The organism is Bosea sp. NBC_00550 (assembly GCF_026020075.1).
Taxonomy (GTDB): Bacteria; Pseudomonadota; Alphaproteobacteria; order Rhizobiales; family Beijerinckiaceae; genus Allobosea.
The window spans coordinates 1,194,304-1,210,758 of the sequence record NZ_CP102772.1; the positions used below are offsets into that span (position 1 = coordinate 1,194,304).

Below are 16,455 nucleotides of genomic sequence, written 5' to 3' on the forward strand. Positions count from 1 at the left end.
GGGAAATGCTCCCGACGTCGACCGTGCGTTGGCGCATTGCGTCAGGAAGGGTATGACATTGAGACTTATGCCGAGGCTGGGGCGATGCCTGGGCGCGACTTCAGTGCGCACAAGAGGCGTCCAGTGAAAAGACGATACGACAAGATTTACGGGTTCGGGCTCTCCGCCGTCATCGCTTTGGCGATGTCCGGGGGCTGGGCTCTGCCGGCAGCGGCCCAGACGATGGATTCGGCGCTGGCGCGGGCCTACTCCGGAAATCCGACCCTGAATTCCCAGCGCGCCGCAGTGCGGGCGACCGACGAGAACGTTCCCCAGGCCCTTTCTGGTTATCGCCCCAGGATCACCGCTTCCGCCGACATCGGCGCGAGCATCATCGATTCCAACCTTCCGGGATCGCCCAATTCGACGAGCCGGCTGGCGCCCCGCGGGGCCGGCGTCCAGGTCACGCAGAACATCTTCGACTCCGGCAGGACCCGCAACACGGTGAGCCAGTCCGAATCGCAGGTGCTCGGCGCGCGAGCCACGCTGCGCAATACCGAGCAGAACGTCCTGCTCGATGCCGCGACGTCCTACATGAACGTCCTGCGCGACACGGCCATCCTCAATCTGAACCGGAACAACGTCGAGGTTCTGGAAGAGCAGCTGCGCCAGACGCGGGACCGGTTTCAGGTCGGCGAAGTGACGCGCACCGACGTCGCGCAGGCTGAAGCCCGGCTTTCGCAGGCCCAGTCGCAGGCGATTCTCGCCGAATCGAATCTCAAGACCTCGGTAGCGCGCTTTCGCCAGAATATCGGCGTCGAACCACGCCAGCTCGCACCCGGCCGTCCGATCGAGAATCTCCTGCCGAAATCCCTGTCGGTGGCGTTGACCGGTGCGCTGAGCAATCACCCTGCGATCATCGCCGCACTGCACGGTGTCGATGCGGCCGAACTGCAGGTAAAGGTGACGGAATCGGATCTCTATCCGACCTTCGGCGTGACCGGTACCGTCCAGCAGCGCTACGACAGCACGCTCTTCGGCGACAATCGTCTGTCGGCGAGCATCGTCGGCGCGCTGACGATCCCGATCTACGAGGGCGGCCAGGTTTATGCCCGGACGCGTCAGGCCAAGGAAACGGCCGGCCAGCGCCGCATCGATGTCGATACCCAGCGCGATACCGTCCGCGCCGCCGTCGTTTCCGCCTGGGGCGGGCTGGATGCGGCCAAAGCGCAGATCGTGGCCGCGCAGGCCCAGGTCGAAGCGGCTTCCACCGCGCTCGCCGGCGTGCGCGAAGAGGCGAAGGTTGGCCAGCGCACCACGCTCGACGTCCTGAACGCCCAGCAGGAGCTGGTCATCGCGCGCTCGACCCTGGTGACGGCACAGCGCGACCGCGTCGTGGCTTCCTATGCCGTCCTCTCCGCCATCGGCAGGCTGTCCTCGCAGACGCTCAAGCTCAAGGCCGAGACCTACGACGCCCGCCAGCACTACGACCAGGTCAAGGGTCTGTGGTGGGGCACCCAGACACCCGACGGCCGCTGAGGCGATCCATCGAGCACTGATCGCGGCTGGCACGCGCCAGCCGCCAGGGCCGGCGCATTCAGGCAACAGCGCCGATTTCTCCTGTGGGAGAGCCGGTCCTTGCCTTGTCTGACCCGCGAGTCGTGGAATACTCCGCTCTCGGAGCAGCGTTGATTCCATTGGCGCGCCCGGTGTCCAACGGTCAGGCCTTCATGAGCGCGCAAGCCAAGCCCAGCGAACCGTCGATGGAGGAGATTCTCGCCTCCATTCGCCGGATCATTTCGGATGACGAGGCGAAACCGGGCGAAGCAGCCGCTCCGGCTCCTGAAGCCGCCCCCGAGCCGGAACCGCTGGCGGCAATCGACGACGACGTGCTCGACCTCGGTGCCGAAGCGGCTTTGATCGCCGCCCCGGTGCCGGCACCCGAGCCGCAGCCGGAGCCTGCTCCATCGCAGGTCGAAATTTCCGACGAGTCCGACGTCGCCTTCGTCGAGGAACCGCCGGTCATCGCTGCGGCCGCGCCGCCTCCGCCAGCGCCGGAGCCCATTCCGGCCGCGCCCGCGCAGATGACATCCGCTGCTCCGGCCGTCGACATGGCGAGCCTTTTGTCGGATCAGGCAAGCTCGGTGGTGACGAACGCCTTCGGCCAGCTCGCCAGCACCGTGCTCAGCAACAATGCCCGGACGCTGGAAGACCTCGTCAAGGACATGCTGAAGCCGATGCTGAAGACATGGCTCGACGACAATCTGCCGACGATGGTGGAACGCCTCGTCCGCGCCGAGATCGAACGGGTCGCACGAGGCGGGCGGAGCTAAGTCCGCCCGCGCCGACAGGACCCAGTCAGCCGTTGCTAGCCGCGCGGCTTCCACGTCCCGCGCCTCTGCGGCTGGCGGCAGCCAGCGCCGGGCGTCGCGCGCGCGCCGGGCGTGTCGTCCGCGCTCGCGGCGCTTCCCAGCTGTCGAAGGCGCCGGCTTCCCTGAGTGATTTCAACCCGTAGCCGAGCATCGCGAAAGCGGTCGCGGGGGCGCCCAGCCGCGAGACCAGCATCGTCAGGCCGACAGCGACCGGACGCGGATAGCGCCCGGAAGCAGCCTCGACGGCAAACCAGGCCCCGAGACCGTGAACAATGAGTTTCAGCATGGTTCTTCCCGTTTATCAGTGAGTTACAGAGAAACCTTGCGGTTCTCGCCGAATTCGAGCTTCGCTCCGGTCAGGGCCGCAGCGGCCATCTTGACGGTGGTGACGATCTTGCCGGGGCTGTCCCAGAATTCCGCCATCGCCGGTCGCACGCGCAGGACGCGGATATCGGGATCGTTCTCGTCGTCCCAGAAGGCCTTGTTGCTCGGCTCCCACAGCTCCTGAACGAGGGCGCGGTCGTCGACCACGGTCGCAGTCCCGCTGATCGACAGGTAGCGGTGCCCGCTCGTATCGGAAAAGGCGAGGCAGACATTTTCGTTGATCTGGATCTCGTCATCCTTGTGATGGCGGCGATCCGTGAGGAAGTAGATCGTGTCGTCCTCGCGCTTGCCATGGGCGTGCATGGGGCGCGCACGAAGCTCGTCGCCATTGCCGTCATGGGTCACGAGCATGGCGAACTTGATCGCGTCGATGAGGCTCCAGACCCGGTCCTGATCACTGTGAGACATGCCGATTCTCCTGTTGCAGTCGTTGTCGATGCAACGGATCGCCGGACGGCAAGTTCCCTGCCGCCGCTGGGAAGAAGTCAGGGAACAACCGGCCCGCTCGCGCGTAAGGTGTGACGCGCCTTGCAGCCGCCTGCGCATCGCGCTTTCATTCGCCGTTTTTCCGCTCCGGGGGATCTGCCATGGCCAAGCCTGCCGCCAAGACACTTGCTACCAAGACGCCTGCCAACAAGACCGCGCCGAAGACATCCGCATCCACGCGGATCGTGAAATCGAGCAAAATCGATCTGGCTTCGAACACCAAAACGAAGGTCGTCGGCCTGCTCAACGAACGGTTGGCTGACGGTATCGATCTGGCGCTGGTCACCAAGCAGGCGCACTGGAATCTGAAGGGCCCTGGCTTCATCGGCGTCCACTTGATGCTCGACGGCTTTCGCGACCAGCTCGACGAGCATGTCGACACCGTCGCCGAGCGTATCGCCCAGCTTGGCGGCATTGCGTTCGGCACCACGCAGACGACGGCGGAATCGACCTCCCTCAAAGCCTACCCGACCGAGATCGTCGCCGTTCAGGACCACCTCAACGCGCTGATCGAGCGCTATGCCGACGCCGCCAACAAGGTTCGCGAGGCGATAAACGCCTGCGACGAAGCGGGCGATGCCGATACTGCCGACATCCTGACGGCCTATTCGCGCATGCTCGACAAGTCGCTCTGGTTCCTGCAGTCGAACCTGGGTTGAGGCGGCTTTCTCGCGAGGCGCTGCGGCGCGCGGCATCGAAAACGTTGACGCGCGCCCCGCGCATGGGCTCTTAAGACGCCAGAGACCTTTTGGCCTGTGATCTTCCGGCCGGGGCAGGTTCCCCGGCCTTTCTGCGTTCGAGCGATGCGATGATGGACAAGACTTTCGAACCGGCAGCCGTCGAGGCCCGGATCAGCCAGGCCTGGGACGAGGCTGAGGCCTTCAAGGCAGGCAGGGGCGCTGAACCCGGCGCCGAGCCTTATTGCATCGTCATCCCGCCGCCGAACGTCACCGGCTCGCTCCATATGGGCCACGCGCTCAACAACACGCTGCAGGACGTGCTCTGCCGCTTCGAGCGCATGCGCGGCAAGGATGTGCTCTGGCAGCCCGGCATGGACCATGCCGGCATCGCCACGCAGATGGTCGTCGAGCGCAAGCTTGCCGGCGAGAACAAGACCGACCGGCGCACCATGGGCCGCGAGGCTTTCCTCGAGGAAGTCTGGCGCTGGAAGGACGAATCCGGCGGAACCATCGTCAACCAGCTTCGCCGCCTCGGCGCCTCCTGCGACTGGTCCCGCGAGCGCTTCACCATGGACGAGGGGCTGTCGGCCGCAGTCCTTAAGGTCTTCGTCGGCCTGCACAAGCAGGGGCTGATTTACCGCGCCAAGCGGCTGGTGAACTGGGATCCGAAGTTCCAGACCGCGATCTCGGATATCGAGGTGCTGCAGGTCGAGAAGACCGGCTCGTTCAAATGGCAGCGCGGCGACGAAGAACCTTTCGATGCGGCCAAGCTCGACAAGGCGCTGGGCCGCGATCCGAACGGCCATCTCTACTACTTCAACTACCCCCTCGAAGGCGCGACCTATGACCCGGACGACGCCTCGACGTTCATCACGGTCGCGACCAGCCGGCCCGAGACCATGCTGGGTGACACCGGCGTCGCCGTGCATCCGGAAAACGAGAAGATCGGCCACCTGATCGGCCGCAATGCCGTTCTGCCGCTGGTCGGCCGGGTGATCCCGATCTTCGGTGACGACTATGCCGATCCCGAAAAAGGCACTGGGGCGGTCAAGATCACGCCGGCGCATGATTTCAACGACTTCGAGGTCGGCAAGCGTCACCAGCTCGACATCATCAATATCCTCGATGGCGAGGCGCGGGTCACGCTCGCTGGCAACGAGGACTTCCTGGCCAGCGCCAAGCCGGAAGCCGAGACGCTGGCGCTCGACGGGCTCGACCGCTTCGCGGCGCGCCGCCGCGTCGTCGCTCTGATGGCCGAGCGCGGGTTCCTCGCGAAGATCGAGCCGCATGGACATACCGTCCCGCATGGCGACCGCTCCGATGTCGTGATCGAGCCGTGGCTGACCGATCAATGGTATGTCGACGTCAAGCCGCTGGCCGAGCGCTCGATCAAGGCGGTCCGTGACGGCCGCACGAAATTCACGCCCGAGAACTGGACGAAGGTCTTCTACGACTGGCTCGAGAACATCGAACCCTGGTGCGTCTCGCGCCAGCTCTGGTGGGGCCACCAGATCCCGGCATGGTACGGGCCGGACGGGGAGGTCTTCGTCGCCGAATCGGAGGCGGGCGCGCAGGCGCTGGCGGTCGGCCATTATGGCGGGCCGGTCGAGCTGAAGCGTGACGAGGACGTCCTCGACACCTGGTTCTCCTCGGCGCTCTGGCCGTTCTCGACGCTGGGCTGGCCCGAGGATACCGCCGAGCTCAGGCACTATTACCCGACCGCGACGCTGGTCACCGGCTTCGACATCATCTTCTTCTGGGTCGCCCGGATGATGATGATGGGCCTCAACTTCATGGACGAGGTGCCGTTCCGCGAGGTTTACCTGCACGCCATCGTTCGCGACGAGAAGGGCGCGAAGATGTCGAAGTCGAAGGGCAACGTCATCGATCCGCTGGTGCTCGTCGACAAGTACGGGGCGGACGCGCTGCGCTTCACCCTCGCGGCGATGGCAGCTCAAGGGCGCGACATCAAGCTCGCCACCTCGCGCGTCGAGGGCTACCGCAACTTCGCGACCAAGATCTGGAACGCCGCGCGCTTCGCCGAGATCAATGGCTGCCTGCGCGCCGCCGATTTCGACCCGGCGTCGGTGAAGCAGCCGCTCAACCGCTGGATCCTCAGCGAAGCCGCGCAAGCCGCCGAGGAGATCGCGGCCGGCATCCCCAGCTTCAAGTTCAACGAGGCGGCAGGCGGCGCCTATCGCTTCGTCTGGAACCAGTTCTGCGACTGGTATCTCGAGCTTGCCAAGCCGGTGCTGCAGGGCGAGGGCGTCGATGAGGCCGCAAAGGCCGAGACGCAGGCCACCGTCGCCTATGTCATCGACCTGATCTGCCAGCTGCTGCATCCCTTCATGCCCTTCCTGACCGAGGAGCTCTGGGCCCAGAAGGCCGAGGCCGGCGCGCCCCGCAAACTCTCCGCCGGCGATGATGCGCTGGTCTGCCTGACGCGCTGGCCCGATCTCGCGGTGCTGAAGGATTCGGCGGCGGAGGCCGAGATCGGCTTCGTCGTCGACCTGATCTCCGACATCCGTTCGGTCCGCTCGGAGGTCAATGTGCCCGCGGGCACGCAGGCTCCGCTCGTCCTCGTCAATGCCTCCGCCGCGACGCGGGCGACGATCGAGAGCTGGCGGCCGATGATCGAGCGGCTGGCGCGCGTTTCCGACATTGCGTTCGAGACGGCCGCGCCGGGACAGTCGGCGCAGATTCTCGTGCGTGGCGAGGTCGCGGCGCTGCCGCTCGCCGGCCTGATCGATCTCGACGCCGAGCGCTCCCGCCTGAGCAAGGAGCTCGCAAAGCTCGACCAGGACATCGCGGTCGTCGAGAAGAAGCTCGGCAACCCCGATTTCATGGCCCGCGCGCCCGAGGAGATCGTCGAGGAGAACCGCGAGCGCAAGGCTGCGGCGGAAGCCCGCAAGCTCAAGATCGCGGAGGCTCTGGCGCGGCTTTCCTGATCGGGTATCGCAATCCGGTCACGGCGGCGTCGTCAAATTGACGTTGATCGAAGAGAGGACTCGCATTCTCCAGCGGACCCCGCTTAGATGCGCCCAACGCAAATCCGCCATGCATCTGCGTGGCGGCAAAGGACCGGCTGTTCACGACCCATGCTCAAGCGAGCCTATGACTGGTGCGTTTCCTACGCATCCCATCCAGGTGCCCCCTGGCTGCTTTTCGCGCTCACTTTCGTCGAGAGTTCATTCAGCCCGCTGCCGCCGATCCCGCTGCTGCTGCCGATGTGCATCGCGCGGCCGGATCGGGCCTGGTTCTACGCCGGCATCTGTTCGCTGGGCGCAGTGCTCGGCGGCTATCTCGGCTACGCGATCGGCGCTCTGCTCTACGAGTCGCTGGGGTCCTGGCTGATCAGCCTCTATGGCTTGCAGGACAAGGCGGCCCACCTGATCGCGACCTCGCAGGACTACTGGTTCTGGGTGCTGGTCACCAAGGGGCTGACGCCGATTCCGTTCAAGATCGTCACGATCATGTCGGGCTTCCTGCATTTCGATATCTGGAAGTTCACCATCGGCATGGTCGTCTCGCGCGTCACCTTCTTCATGATGATCGCCGTAGCTCTGCGCTTCTATGGCGACGACATCCGCATCTTTATCGAGAAGCATCTGCCAATGACGGCGCTCGCGCTTCTCGTGGTTGTCGTCGGTGGCTTCTTCGTCCTGCCGATGGTGCTGTGAGCAGCGGATTCATGGCATGCGCCTCGCGTGTTTGTGACATCGACGCAACACTGGAATGAGAACGGCGTAGCGCGCCGTCCATGCGGTCACAATCGCCGCGAAGCCGCCACAAACAACGCCCAGCAAAAGGGCGCGTTAAGTCCCTCAGATATAGTGAAATCTGACCTTGACGCGCCGGTTCGGAGACGGTTCCGGTCGTTGACGGGTTCTCGGGGGCGTAGATTGCTCCTGGATGGCGTGGCACATCTCTGCGCCGGGCTAGGTCGGGGGACAGGACGAGTGGCAATGGATGCGCGTGTGTTCGACAAGTCGAGGCTGCCGAGCCGGCATGTGAGCGTCGGCCCCGCCAAGGCCCCGCACCGCTCCTACTATTATGCGATGGGCATGACCGCGAAGCAGATCGCGCAGCCCTTCGTAGGCGTCGCCTCCTGCTGGAACGAAGCGGCTCCCTGCAACATCTCGCTGATGCGCCAGGCCCAGGCGGTGAAGAAGGGCGTCGCGTCCGCCGCCGGCACCCCGCGCGAATTCTGCACCATCACCGTCACCGACGGCATCGCCATGGGCCACCAGGGCATGAAGTCGTCGCTGGCCTCGCGCGAGGTCATCGCGGACTCGGTCGAGCTGACCATGCGCGGCCATTGCTACGACGCGCTCGTGGGCCTCGCCGGCTGCGACAAGTCGCTGCCGGGCATGATGATGGCGATGGTCCGTCTCAACGTGCCCTCGATCTTCATCTATGGCGGCTCGATCCTGCCCGGCACCTTCAAGGGCCGCCCTGTGACCGTGCAGGACGTCTTCGAGGCGGTCGGCAAGCATTCGGTCGGCGCGATGTCCGACGAGGACCTGAAGGAGCTCGAGGAGGCTGCGTGCCCCTCCGCTGGCTCCTGCGGCGCCCAGTTCACCGCCAACACCATGGCGACCGTCGCCGAGGCGATCGGCCTGGCGCTGCCCTATAGCTGCGGCGCGCCGGCGCCCTACGACGTCCGCGACACCTTCTGCTACACCGCCGGCGAGATGGTGATGGAGCTGATCGCCCGGAACATCCGCCCGCGCGACATCGTCACCCGCAAGGCGCTGGAGAACGCGGCGATGGTCGTCGCCGCCACCGGCGGCTCGACCAATGGCGCGCTGCACCTGCCGGCGATCGCCCATGAATGCGGCATCGACTTCGATCTTTTCGAGGTCGCCGAGATCTTCAAGAGGACGCCCTATATCGCCGATCTCAAGCCGGGCGGAAAATACGTCGCCAAGGACATGTTCGAGGTCGGCGGCATCCCGCTGGTGATGAAGAGCCTGCTCGATGCCGGCTACCTCCACGGCGACTGCCTGACCGTGACCGGCCGCACCATCGCCGAGAACATGGCCTCGGTGAAGTGGAACGACCAGCAGGATGTCGTCTACCGTGCCGACAAGCCGATCACGGTCACCGGCGGCGTCGTCGGCCTGCAGGGCAATCTCGCGCCGGAAGGCGCGATCGTGAAGATCGCCGGCATGCCCGAGGACCAGCTCGTCTTTACCGGCCCGGCACGCTGCTTCGACCGCGAGGAGGACGCCTTCGAGGCCGTCAAGAACCGGACCTACGAGGTCGGCGACGTGCTCGTCATCCGCTATGAGGGCCCCAAGGGTGGCCCCGGCATGCGCGAGATGCTGTCGACGACCGCAGCCCTCTACGGCCAGGGCATGGGCGACAAGGTCGCGCTCATCACCGACGGCCGTTTCTCAGGCGCTACGCGCGGTTTCTGCGTCGGCCATGTCGGGCCGGAGGCCGCTGTCGGCGGGCCGATCGCCCTGGTCCGCGACGGGGATATCATCGAGCTCGATGCCATCACAGGAAAGCTCGCAGTCCGCCTTTCTGATGCCGAACTTGAAGAGCGTCGTAAGAGCTGGGTGCCGAGGAAGACCGACTACAATTCCGGAGCGCTGTGGAAATACGCGCAGACGGTCGGCTCCGCCAAAGGCGGTGCCGTCACCCACCCAGGAGGGGCGGCCGAAACCCATTGCTATGCGGATATCTAGCTCGACCATAGCATGCCTGTTCCTGTTCCTCGGCGGCCAGCAAGCTGCCTGGGCACAGGATTTCGCAGGCGGAAAGCCGGTCCCGCCGCGCTCCATTCCGGGCGCTGCGCTGCCGGAGCCGGGCGATTCCCTCTCGCGCGCTCCCGGGGCCGCAACGCTCGCTCCCGCGCCCGATACGCCCACGGCGCACACGGCACTGCCGCTCGTTCCCTTCAGCAGCGCCCGCGATGCGTTGCGCGCCTGGATGCGGGATTCCTCGGCCGGCGATAAGGTCGGCGCCGTGCGCGCGCTCGAATATGCTGCCTCGCAGGGCCATCTCACCGCGCAGTACAAGCTCGGCCGGATGTATGCCGGGGGCGAGGGCGTTCCGACGAACGATCTCAAGGCCTTCGAGTATTTTTCGAAGATCGCGGACGAGAACGCCGACGCGATTCCCGGCACCGCCGACGGCCGCATCGTCGGCAGCGCCTTCGTCGCGCTCGGCGGTTATTTCAGCGACGGCATCAAGGGCAGCTATGTGAAGCCCAATCCCGATCGGGCCTTCGACATGTTCCACTATGCCGCCTCCTATTTCGGCGACCCGGACGGCCAGTACAATCTCGCCCGTCTCTACATGACCGGGCAAGGCACGGGTCGCGATGCGCGGCAGGCGGCGCGCTGGATGAAGCTTGCAGCCGAGAAGGGCCATGCGCCGGCCCGCGCCGCTTTCGGCGAGATGCTGCTGCGTGGCGGCGACGGCGTGCCCCGGCAGCCTGTGCTTGGCCTGATGTGGCTGGCCATGGCCCGCGAAGGCGCGGACCCCGCTCGCGAAACCTGGATCATCGAGCGCCACGACGCGGCCTTTGCCGCTGCATCGGCGGCCGATCGTTCGGCTGCGCTGGCGCTGGTCGAGCGTCAGCAGGTTGTGAGCTCGCGTAGCGGCAGTAGCAACAACGGCCAGAACTGAGCGCAGCCGCGGTCCTTGGTGACCGCGCGGTGCTCCTCAGTGCAATTCCACCATCACAGGCACATGGTCCGACGGCTTCTCCCAGCCGCGGACATGCTTGACGATCTTGACCCCTGCGAGCCTGTCCGCCGCCTGGGGGGAGAGCAGCAGGTGGTCGATGCGGATGCCGTTGTTCCGCTGCCAGGCGCCGGCCTGGTAATCCCAGAAGGTGTAGAGCCCGCCGGCATCGGTCGTGCTGCGAACGGCCTCGGTCAGTCCGAGATTGATCAGGCTGCGGAAGGCCGCGCGCGTCTGCGGCAGGAAGAGCGCGTCGCTGACCCAGGCACCGGGATCGCGCGCATCGCGTGGCTCGGGAATCACGTTGTAGTCGCCGGCGAGCACGAGCGGCTCCTCCTGCTCCAGCAGCATCCGGGCATGGGCCGTCAGCCGCCGCATCCAGCCGAGCTTGTAGGGGTATTTCTCGGTATTCGGCGGGTTGCCGTTCGGAAGGTAGATCGAGGCCAGGCGCACCACGCCGTCACCGAGCGGCAGCACGCCTTCGAGATAGCGCGCCTGTTCGTCGCCATCATCGCCGGGCAGGCCGCGCCGGACGTCTTCCAGCCGCGACCGGCTGAGGATCGCGACGCCGTTGAAGGTCTTCTGCCCGTGGGTCTCGACCTGCCAGCCGGCAGCCTCGATCTCGGCGCGCGGGAAATCGCCGTCCACGCATTTGATCTCCTGGAGGCAGAGCGCGTCGGGCTCGGCTTCGTTCAGGAAATCCAGCAGATGGCCGAGGCGCTGGCGGACCGAATTGACGTTCCAGGTGGCGATACGCACGAGACGCTCCGATGTGAGACGAGCCGCAGGATAAGCGGGATCGCCGCCGCCAAGGCAAGCCGCTTTCCGCCGCAAACAAAAACTCCCCGCATAGCTGCGGGGAGCCATTGATTCTCGATCGGACTGTCGGCCGCTGTCAGGGACAGGCGCGAACCACGCCGCCCGAGCCGATATAGGTTCCGGTTTCCGGGTTGTAGGTCCTGAAGCGGCGCGAGCAGTAAGCCACCGCATCGACATCCTCGACGCTGTAGCCGTAAGGCGGCGGGGGCGAGGCATAGACCGGCGCCGGATACCCATAAACCGGAGGCGGAGGCGGCGCGGCCAATGCGCCGGCAGCGAGCGCTCCACCGATGACACCCGCCGCGATCCCCGCGCCGACAGCCGGCCCGCGACGATAACCGCCATAGTAGCGCGGCCCGTAATAGCCATAGGGACGCCACTGCACGGTCTGGACGAGGTTGGCATCGCCCTTGGCCGCGGCAACAGCGGCGGAGGCGGGCGCGAGCGGCGCGGCCGAGGCGGCGAGGGCGACACAGCCGGCCAGAGCCGCTGCGACGGCGAACATCTTGATCATGACGGAACTCCTATGCTGTCCTGCGCGAGTGGAACGCCGCATGTTCCCCCGATGGGCCCGGATTGTAGCGATCTGTCGACCCTGCGGAAAGACTAGCCTGCAATCTCGGCGCAAAATAGGCGTCACAGCATTGTGGCTCTTGGATGCGAGAGCTCCATCGAGTGGGTTGCGCGGAGGCGTTTTCCTCGCAATCTAGCGCTTCACCGTACCGAAACCCCCATCACGCATTCGAAGGACCAGGATCCACAATGGCCCAAACCGGCAGTCCGCCCTCCCGACCTGAAACGTTCGGCGCGATGAAGCCGCTGCCGGCGCTCATCTTCAGCTCCCGCTGGCTGCAGCTGCCGCTCTATATCGGCCTCATCGTGGCGCAGTGCGTCTATGTCTTCCTGTTTCTCAAGGAACTCTGGCACCTCGTCACCCACGCCTTCGACTTCAGCGAGCAGCAGATCATGCTGGTCGTCCTCGGCCTGATCGACGGATCTCGAACCTGCTGATCATGGTCATCGTCGGCGGTTACGAGACCTTCGTCTCGCGGCTGCGGCTGGAAGGCCATCCCGACCAGCCGGAATGGCTGAGCCACGTCAACGCCAGCGTGCTCAAGATCAAGCTCGCCATGGCGATCATCGGCATCTCGTCGATCCACCTGCTCAGGACCTTTATCGAGGCCGGCAATATCGGGATCGTCGGCAAGACGGCGAACTACACCGAATCCGGCGTCCTGCTGCAGACGCTGATCCATGTCGTCTTCATCCTGTCCGCCATCGGCATCGCCTGGGTGGATAAGATGACGTCAGGGCCGTCCGGCAAGGCGCATTGAACGAGGCCCGTTGAAACAGAAACGCCCCGCCGAATCGGCGGGGCGTTTTGCGTTGGGGACATGCCGATTTCTGACGAAAACGGGGTGTCATCCCGGACAAGCTGCAAAGCAGCGCCGATCCGGGATCCATCGTAGAGCTCCGGAGCCCTTCGATGGATCCCGGCTCAAGGCCGGGATGACGAAGTGGTTCCGAGAAAACCCAGCACGCTCTTGGCCGGTAGCTGCGTCTTACTGGCCTCGCCCGGTCCGGGCGGCGAAGCGGATCGCCTCCTCGGCGGAGCGGAACAGGGCCTTGGCCTTGTTGATGCACTCCTCCTGCTCGGAGGCCGGGTTCGAATCGTAGACGATGCCGGCGCCGGCCTGGACATGCATGCGCCCGTCCTTGACCACCGCCGTGCGCAGCACGATGCAGGTATCCATCTCGCCATTCGCGCCGAAATAGCCGATGCAGCCGCCATAGGCGCCGCGCGCATCGCGCTCCAGCTCGTCGATGATCTCCATCGCGCGGACCTTCGGCGCGCCCGACACGGTTCCGGCCGGGAAGCCTGCGACCAGCGCCGACAGCGCGTCATGACGCGGGTCGATCTCGCCCTCGACGTTCGAGACGATATGCATCACCTGGCTGTAGCGCTCGATGAAGAAGGAATCGGTCACCTTGACCGTGCCGATCTTCGCGACGCGCCCGACATCGTTGCGGCCGAGATCGAGCAGCATGAGGTGCTCGGCGCGCTCCTTGGGATCGGCCAGGAGTTCGTCGGCCAGCGCCTCATCCTCGGCCTCGGTCGCGCCACGGCGGCGCGTGCCGGCGATCGGGCGGATCGTGACCGTGTCGTCGCGCAGCCTGACCAGAATCTCCGGGCTCGAGCAGACGATCTGGAAGTCGCCGAAATCGAGATAGCAGAGGAACGGCGCCGGATTGACCCGCCGCAGCGCCCGATAGAGCGCGAAGGGCGGCAGGGCGAAGGGCGCCTCGAAGCGCTGCGAGAGCACGACCTGGAAGATGTCGCCGGCGCGGATGTACTCCTTCGCCTTCGCCACCATCTCGTGATACTCGGCCTCGCTCGTATTCGAGGTCGTCGCGGGCTCCGGCAGGTTGGCGATATCGATGTCGGCTTCGGCGGGCAGGGCGCCTTCCAGCGCCAGGACGACCGCCTCCAGCCGCTCCTGCGCCCGCTCATAGGCGTGACGCGCGCCGACGCCCGGCATATGCCGCACGGGGGTCACGACGTGAATCTCGTCGCGGACCGAATCGAACACGACCATCAGCGTCGGCCGGGTCAGGATGGCGTCGGGCACGCCGGTACCGGTCTCCTTCGGTTCCGGCAGACGCTCCATCAGCCGGACCATGTCGTAGCCGAGATAGCCGAAGACGCCGGACGCCATCGGCGGTAGCCCTTCGGCTTCCGGGATGGCGCTTTCATCCAGCAGCGCGCGCAGGCTTTCGAAGGCCGGGCGTGGATCGGGCAGGAAGGTCCCGCCAAGCGCGGTCCGGCAGAGCGAGGCCTCGCCACGGTGGCAGCGCCAGATCAGGTCAGGCTCCAGCCCGATCATCGAATAGCGGCCGCGCACGGCGCCGCCCTCGACCGATTCGAGCAGGAAGGCCGGGCCGGACGTGGCGTGGCGCAGCTTGAGGAAGGCGGCGACCGGTGTCTCGCAATCGCCGACCAGAACCTGACGCAGAAGCTGCGGTGCGCCCGTCTCGTAGATCTGCGCGAAGCGCTCGAACTCCAGGAAGGGCTGCATCGTCAATTCGTCGCTCCGCCCGTCGCGTTGCGGAAGGCCGCCTCGTTGATGCTGACGCCGAGCTGCGCCTGCCGCCTGGCGACGTATTGCACCAGGATATCCTCGCTGATGCTGGAAGACAGCAGGCGCTCGAAATTGCCGGCTTCCTGCGTCGTGCGGACATAGGGCGGCACGGTCGCCGAATCGACTTTGAACAGGATGCGACCGCCATCCGCGCCCGCAGCGGAGTTGCTCTTGCCGGCGACGGTGCCGAAGACTTGGGCGACGACGCCGGCCGGGAGTTCCGGCCGCTGGTCCTGCCGGCCGATATCGGCCGCGGTCTCGATGGTCAGCCCGGCGGAGGCCGCGACGACATCGAAGCTCTCGCCCTTGTCGAGCCGCTCCGACAACTCGCGGGCCTTGGCGGCAAGCTTGGTCGCGGTCTCGTCGGCGCGCCATTGCTTCTCGACCTCGGCCTTGACCTCGTCGAAGCTGCGCTCCCGCGCCGGGTCGATCTTGGTGACGTCGAACCAGACATAGCCGGTGTCGCGCGGCAGGCGGATCGCCTCGTTGTCGACGCCGATATCCGAGCGGAAGATCGCCTGCAGCGTCGCGTCGGCGCCCGGCAAGGCCTCTTCCTTCGAGCCATCGGGCCTGGTGAGGCCCGCGCTCATCGGACCGGCGGTGCGAAGCGTCAGCTTGAGCTCCTTCGCGATCTCGGCCAGCGGCTTGGCAGCGGCGCGCTGATCCTCGATCTTGTCGTGAAGCTCGGTGATCTGGCCGGCGGCGCGGCTGGTCGCGAGTTCCTGCTTCACCTCGGCCGCGACCTCCTCGAACGGGCGCACATGGGCAGTATCGACCGTCGTCACGCGCAGCAGAACCGTTCCGAAGGCGCTCGCGACCGGCCCGCTGACGTCGCCCTGCTCGAGCGCGAAGGCGGCCTCCCGCACGGCGGGGTCGAAGATCTGGTCGCGGGTGAAGGTGCCCAGCGTCAGGTCGTTGAAGGCGACGTTCCGTTCGGTGGCGATCTCGTCGAAGGTTTCGCCGCCGTCGATCTTGGCCTTGGCGGCCTGGGCTTCCTCCAGGTTCGGGAAAGCGATCTGCTGGACGGTGCGCTTCTCGACGCTGGTGAAGCGTTGCGCCTTCACGGCATCGTAGCGCGCCTTGGCTTCCTCGTCCGTGACCTTGGCCGGATCGGCGATCGTTTCGGCCGAGAGCGAGAGGATGTCGGCCGTGCGGTATTCCGGCGCGCGGAAGGCGATCTTGCGATCGTTGAAGAAGCTCTTGAGCTGGTCCTCGGTCGGCGCCGCGATCTCGCCGGCAGCGCTCGCCGGCAGCCGGGCAAAGGTGATGGCGCGCTTCTCGTTGCGCAGGCGGCTGCCGAGTTCCTGCAGCGCGAGCGGGGCGGTGACGCCGCCGACCAGCATCTCCGAGAGCTGCTGGCGCAGGATCGTCGCGCGCTGGAGGGTGACGTAGCTCTGCTCGGTATAGCCGTTCGTGCGCAGGAGGTCGTTGAAGCGCGCGGCGGAGAACTGGCCGGAGGCATCGCGGAAGACCGGATCGTCGAAGATCAGGTTGCGGATCGTCTCGTCGGAGACGGCAAGCCGCATGCCTTGCGCCGTCTGGTCGAGCGTCGCTTCGCTCATCAGGCGGGACAGCACCTGGCGATCGAGGCCGAGCGCACGCGCCATCTCGGGCGAGATCTGGCGGCGCTGCTGGCGCGTAAGGTTCTGGATCTCGTTCTGATAGGCCGTGCGCATCTGCTCGAGGCCGATCTCGCTCTTGCCGACGCGGGCGACCTCGTTGCGGCCATAGCCGCGAAAGATGTCGCCGACGCCCCAGATCGCGAAGGCGAGGATCAGGACGCCGAACATGACGCTGACGAGGAGCTTGCCGAGAAAACCCTGACTCGCCTTGCGGATGCCCTGCATCATCATGGAAGCTGTCTTTCCCTGTTCCTGTTCGCCGCGCTGGATCGTG

General features: G+C 66.0%; 13 protein-coding genes and 1 pseudogene. 8 read left to right on the forward strand and 6 right to left on the reverse strand.

Going from position 1 to position 16,455, the window contains the following annotated elements:
- The first annotated feature begins 123 nt into the window (after positions 1-123).
- On the forward strand, positions 124-1,518 hold the full coding sequence (locus NWE53_RS05620) for a TolC family outer membrane protein (RefSeq protein ID WP_265053385.1): 1,395 nt from the start codon (positions 124-126) through the stop codon (positions 1,516-1,518).
- 191 nt (positions 1,519-1,709) lie between these two features.
- Positions 1,710-2,312 carry a PopZ family protein gene (locus tag NWE53_RS05625; RefSeq protein WP_265053386.1) on the forward strand — a complete coding sequence of 201 codons (603 nt, stop codon included), beginning with the start codon at positions 1,710-1,712 and terminating at the stop codon, positions 2,310-2,312.
- Positions 2,313-2,337: 25 nt separating this feature from the next.
- On the opposite strand, the gene NWE53_RS05630 is transcribed toward NWE53_RS05625, so the two are convergent.
- Both NWE53_RS05630 and NWE53_RS05635 read right to left on the reverse strand, forming a co-directional pair.
- Positions 2,338-2,637: a hypothetical protein gene (locus NWE53_RS05630; protein WP_265053387.1), complete on the reverse strand. Its 300-nt coding sequence runs from the start codon at positions 2,635-2,637 to the stop codon at positions 2,338-2,340.
- 23 nt (positions 2,638-2,660) lie between these two features.
- On the reverse strand, positions 2,661-3,143 hold the full coding sequence (locus tag NWE53_RS05635; RefSeq protein ID WP_265053388.1) for a pyridoxamine 5'-phosphate oxidase family protein: 483 nt from the start codon (positions 3,141-3,143) through the stop codon (positions 2,661-2,663).
- A 179-nt stretch (positions 3,144-3,322) separates the two neighbouring features.
- Between NWE53_RS05635 and dps the strand changes: the two genes are divergently transcribed.
- The 5 genes from dps (at position 3,323) to NWE53_RS05660 (ending at position 10,543) form a co-directional block, all read left to right on the forward strand.
- Positions 3,323-3,880 carry a DNA starvation/stationary phase protection protein Dps gene (dps, locus tag NWE53_RS05640; RefSeq protein ID WP_442864973.1) on the forward strand — a complete coding sequence of 186 codons (558 nt, stop codon included), beginning with the start codon at positions 3,323-3,325 and terminating at the stop codon, positions 3,878-3,880.
- A 149-nt stretch (positions 3,881-4,029) separates the two neighbouring features.
- The gene (locus NWE53_RS05645; RefSeq protein WP_265053389.1) at positions 4,030-6,849 is read left to right on the forward strand and encodes a valine--tRNA ligase; all 2,820 of its coding nucleotides are present in this window, start codon (positions 4,030-4,032) and stop codon (positions 6,847-6,849) included.
- Between the two features lie 150 nt (positions 6,850-6,999).
- Positions 7,000-7,581 (forward strand): YqaA family protein, encoded by a 582-nt coding sequence (locus tag NWE53_RS05650; protein WP_265053390.1) that lies wholly within the window; start codon positions 7,000-7,002, stop codon positions 7,579-7,581.
- A 285-nt stretch (positions 7,582-7,866) separates the two neighbouring features.
- Positions 7,867-9,597 (forward strand): dihydroxy-acid dehydratase, encoded by a 1,731-nt coding sequence (gene ilvD, locus NWE53_RS05655; protein WP_265053391.1) that lies wholly within the window; start codon positions 7,867-7,869, stop codon positions 9,595-9,597.
- Positions 9,584-10,543, forward strand: a complete 960-nt coding sequence (locus tag NWE53_RS05660) for a tetratricopeptide repeat protein (RefSeq protein ID WP_265053392.1) — start codon at positions 9,584-9,586, stop codon at positions 10,541-10,543. Before ilvD ends, NWE53_RS05660 begins: the two co-directional genes overlap by 14 nt.
- 36 nt (positions 10,544-10,579) lie before the next feature.
- On the opposite strand, the gene xth is transcribed toward NWE53_RS05660, so the two are convergent.
- Together xth and NWE53_RS05670 are read right to left on the reverse strand one after the other, a co-directional pair.
- Positions 10,580-11,359: an exodeoxyribonuclease III gene (xth, locus tag NWE53_RS05665; protein WP_265053393.1), complete on the reverse strand. Its 780-nt coding sequence runs from the start codon at positions 11,357-11,359 to the stop codon at positions 10,580-10,582.
- 136 nt (positions 11,360-11,495) lie between these two features.
- Positions 11,496-11,933: a BA14K family protein gene (locus tag NWE53_RS05670; RefSeq protein WP_265053394.1), complete on the reverse strand. Its 438-nt coding sequence runs from the start codon at positions 11,931-11,933 to the stop codon at positions 11,496-11,498.
- A 248-nt stretch (positions 11,934-12,181) separates the two neighbouring features.
- Between NWE53_RS05670 and NWE53_RS05675 the strand changes: the two are divergent.
- A pseudogene (locus NWE53_RS05675) lies at positions 12,182-12,753 on the forward strand (TIGR00645 family protein).
- Positions 12,754-12,981: 228 nt separating this feature from the next.
- Here the strand turns inward: NWE53_RS05675 and trpE are convergent.
- Entirely contained in the window at positions 12,982-14,496 is a 1,515-nt protein-coding gene (gene trpE / locus NWE53_RS05680) for an anthranilate synthase component I (RefSeq protein ID WP_265054825.1), read from the reverse strand.
- Between the two features lie 2 nt (positions 14,497-14,498).
- Entirely contained in the window at positions 14,499-16,412 is a 1,914-nt protein-coding gene (locus tag NWE53_RS05685) for a SurA N-terminal domain-containing protein (RefSeq protein ID WP_265053395.1), read from the reverse strand.
- Between the last annotated feature and the right edge of the window lie 43 nt (positions 16,413-16,455).

Bases quoted from the DNA above. Each gene is read 5' to 3' on its own strand.
- NWE53_RS05625 (WP_265053386.1), top strand. From the start codon at position 1,710: ATGAGCGCGCAAGCCAAGCCCAGCGAACCGTCGATGGAGGAGATTCTC.
- NWE53_RS05630 (WP_265053387.1), bottom strand. From the start codon at position 2,637: ATGCTGAAACTCATTGTTCACGGTCTCGGGGCCTGGTTTGCCGTCGAG.
- NWE53_RS05635 (WP_265053388.1), bottom strand. From the start codon at position 3,143: ATGTCTCACAGTGATCAGGACCGGGTCTGGAGCCTCATCGACGCGATC.
- dps (WP_442864973.1), top strand. From the start codon at position 3,323: ATGGCCAAGCCTGCCGCCAAGACACTTGCTACCAAGACGCCTGCCAAC.
- NWE53_RS05645 (WP_265053389.1), top strand. From the start codon at position 4,030: ATGATGGACAAGACTTTCGAACCGGCAGCCGTCGAGGCCCGGATCAGC.
- NWE53_RS05650 (WP_265053390.1), top strand. From the start codon at position 7,000: ATGCTCAAGCGAGCCTATGACTGGTGCGTTTCCTACGCATCCCATCCA.
- ilvD (WP_265053391.1), top strand. From the start codon at position 7,867: ATGGATGCGCGTGTGTTCGACAAGTCGAGGCTGCCGAGCCGGCATGTG.
- NWE53_RS05660 (WP_265053392.1), top strand. From the start codon at position 9,584: ATGCGGATATCTAGCTCGACCATAGCATGCCTGTTCCTGTTCCTCGGC.
- NWE53_RS05670 (WP_265053394.1), bottom strand. From the start codon at position 11,933: ATGATCAAGATGTTCGCCGTCGCAGCGGCTCTGGCCGGCTGTGTCGCC.
- trpE (WP_265054825.1), bottom strand. From the start codon at position 14,496: ATGCAGCCCTTCCTGGAGTTCGAGCGCTTCGCGCAGATCTACGAGACG.
- NWE53_RS05685 (WP_265053395.1), bottom strand. From the start codon at position 16,412: ATGATGATGCAGGGCATCCGCAAGGCGAGTCAGGGTTTTCTCGGCAAG.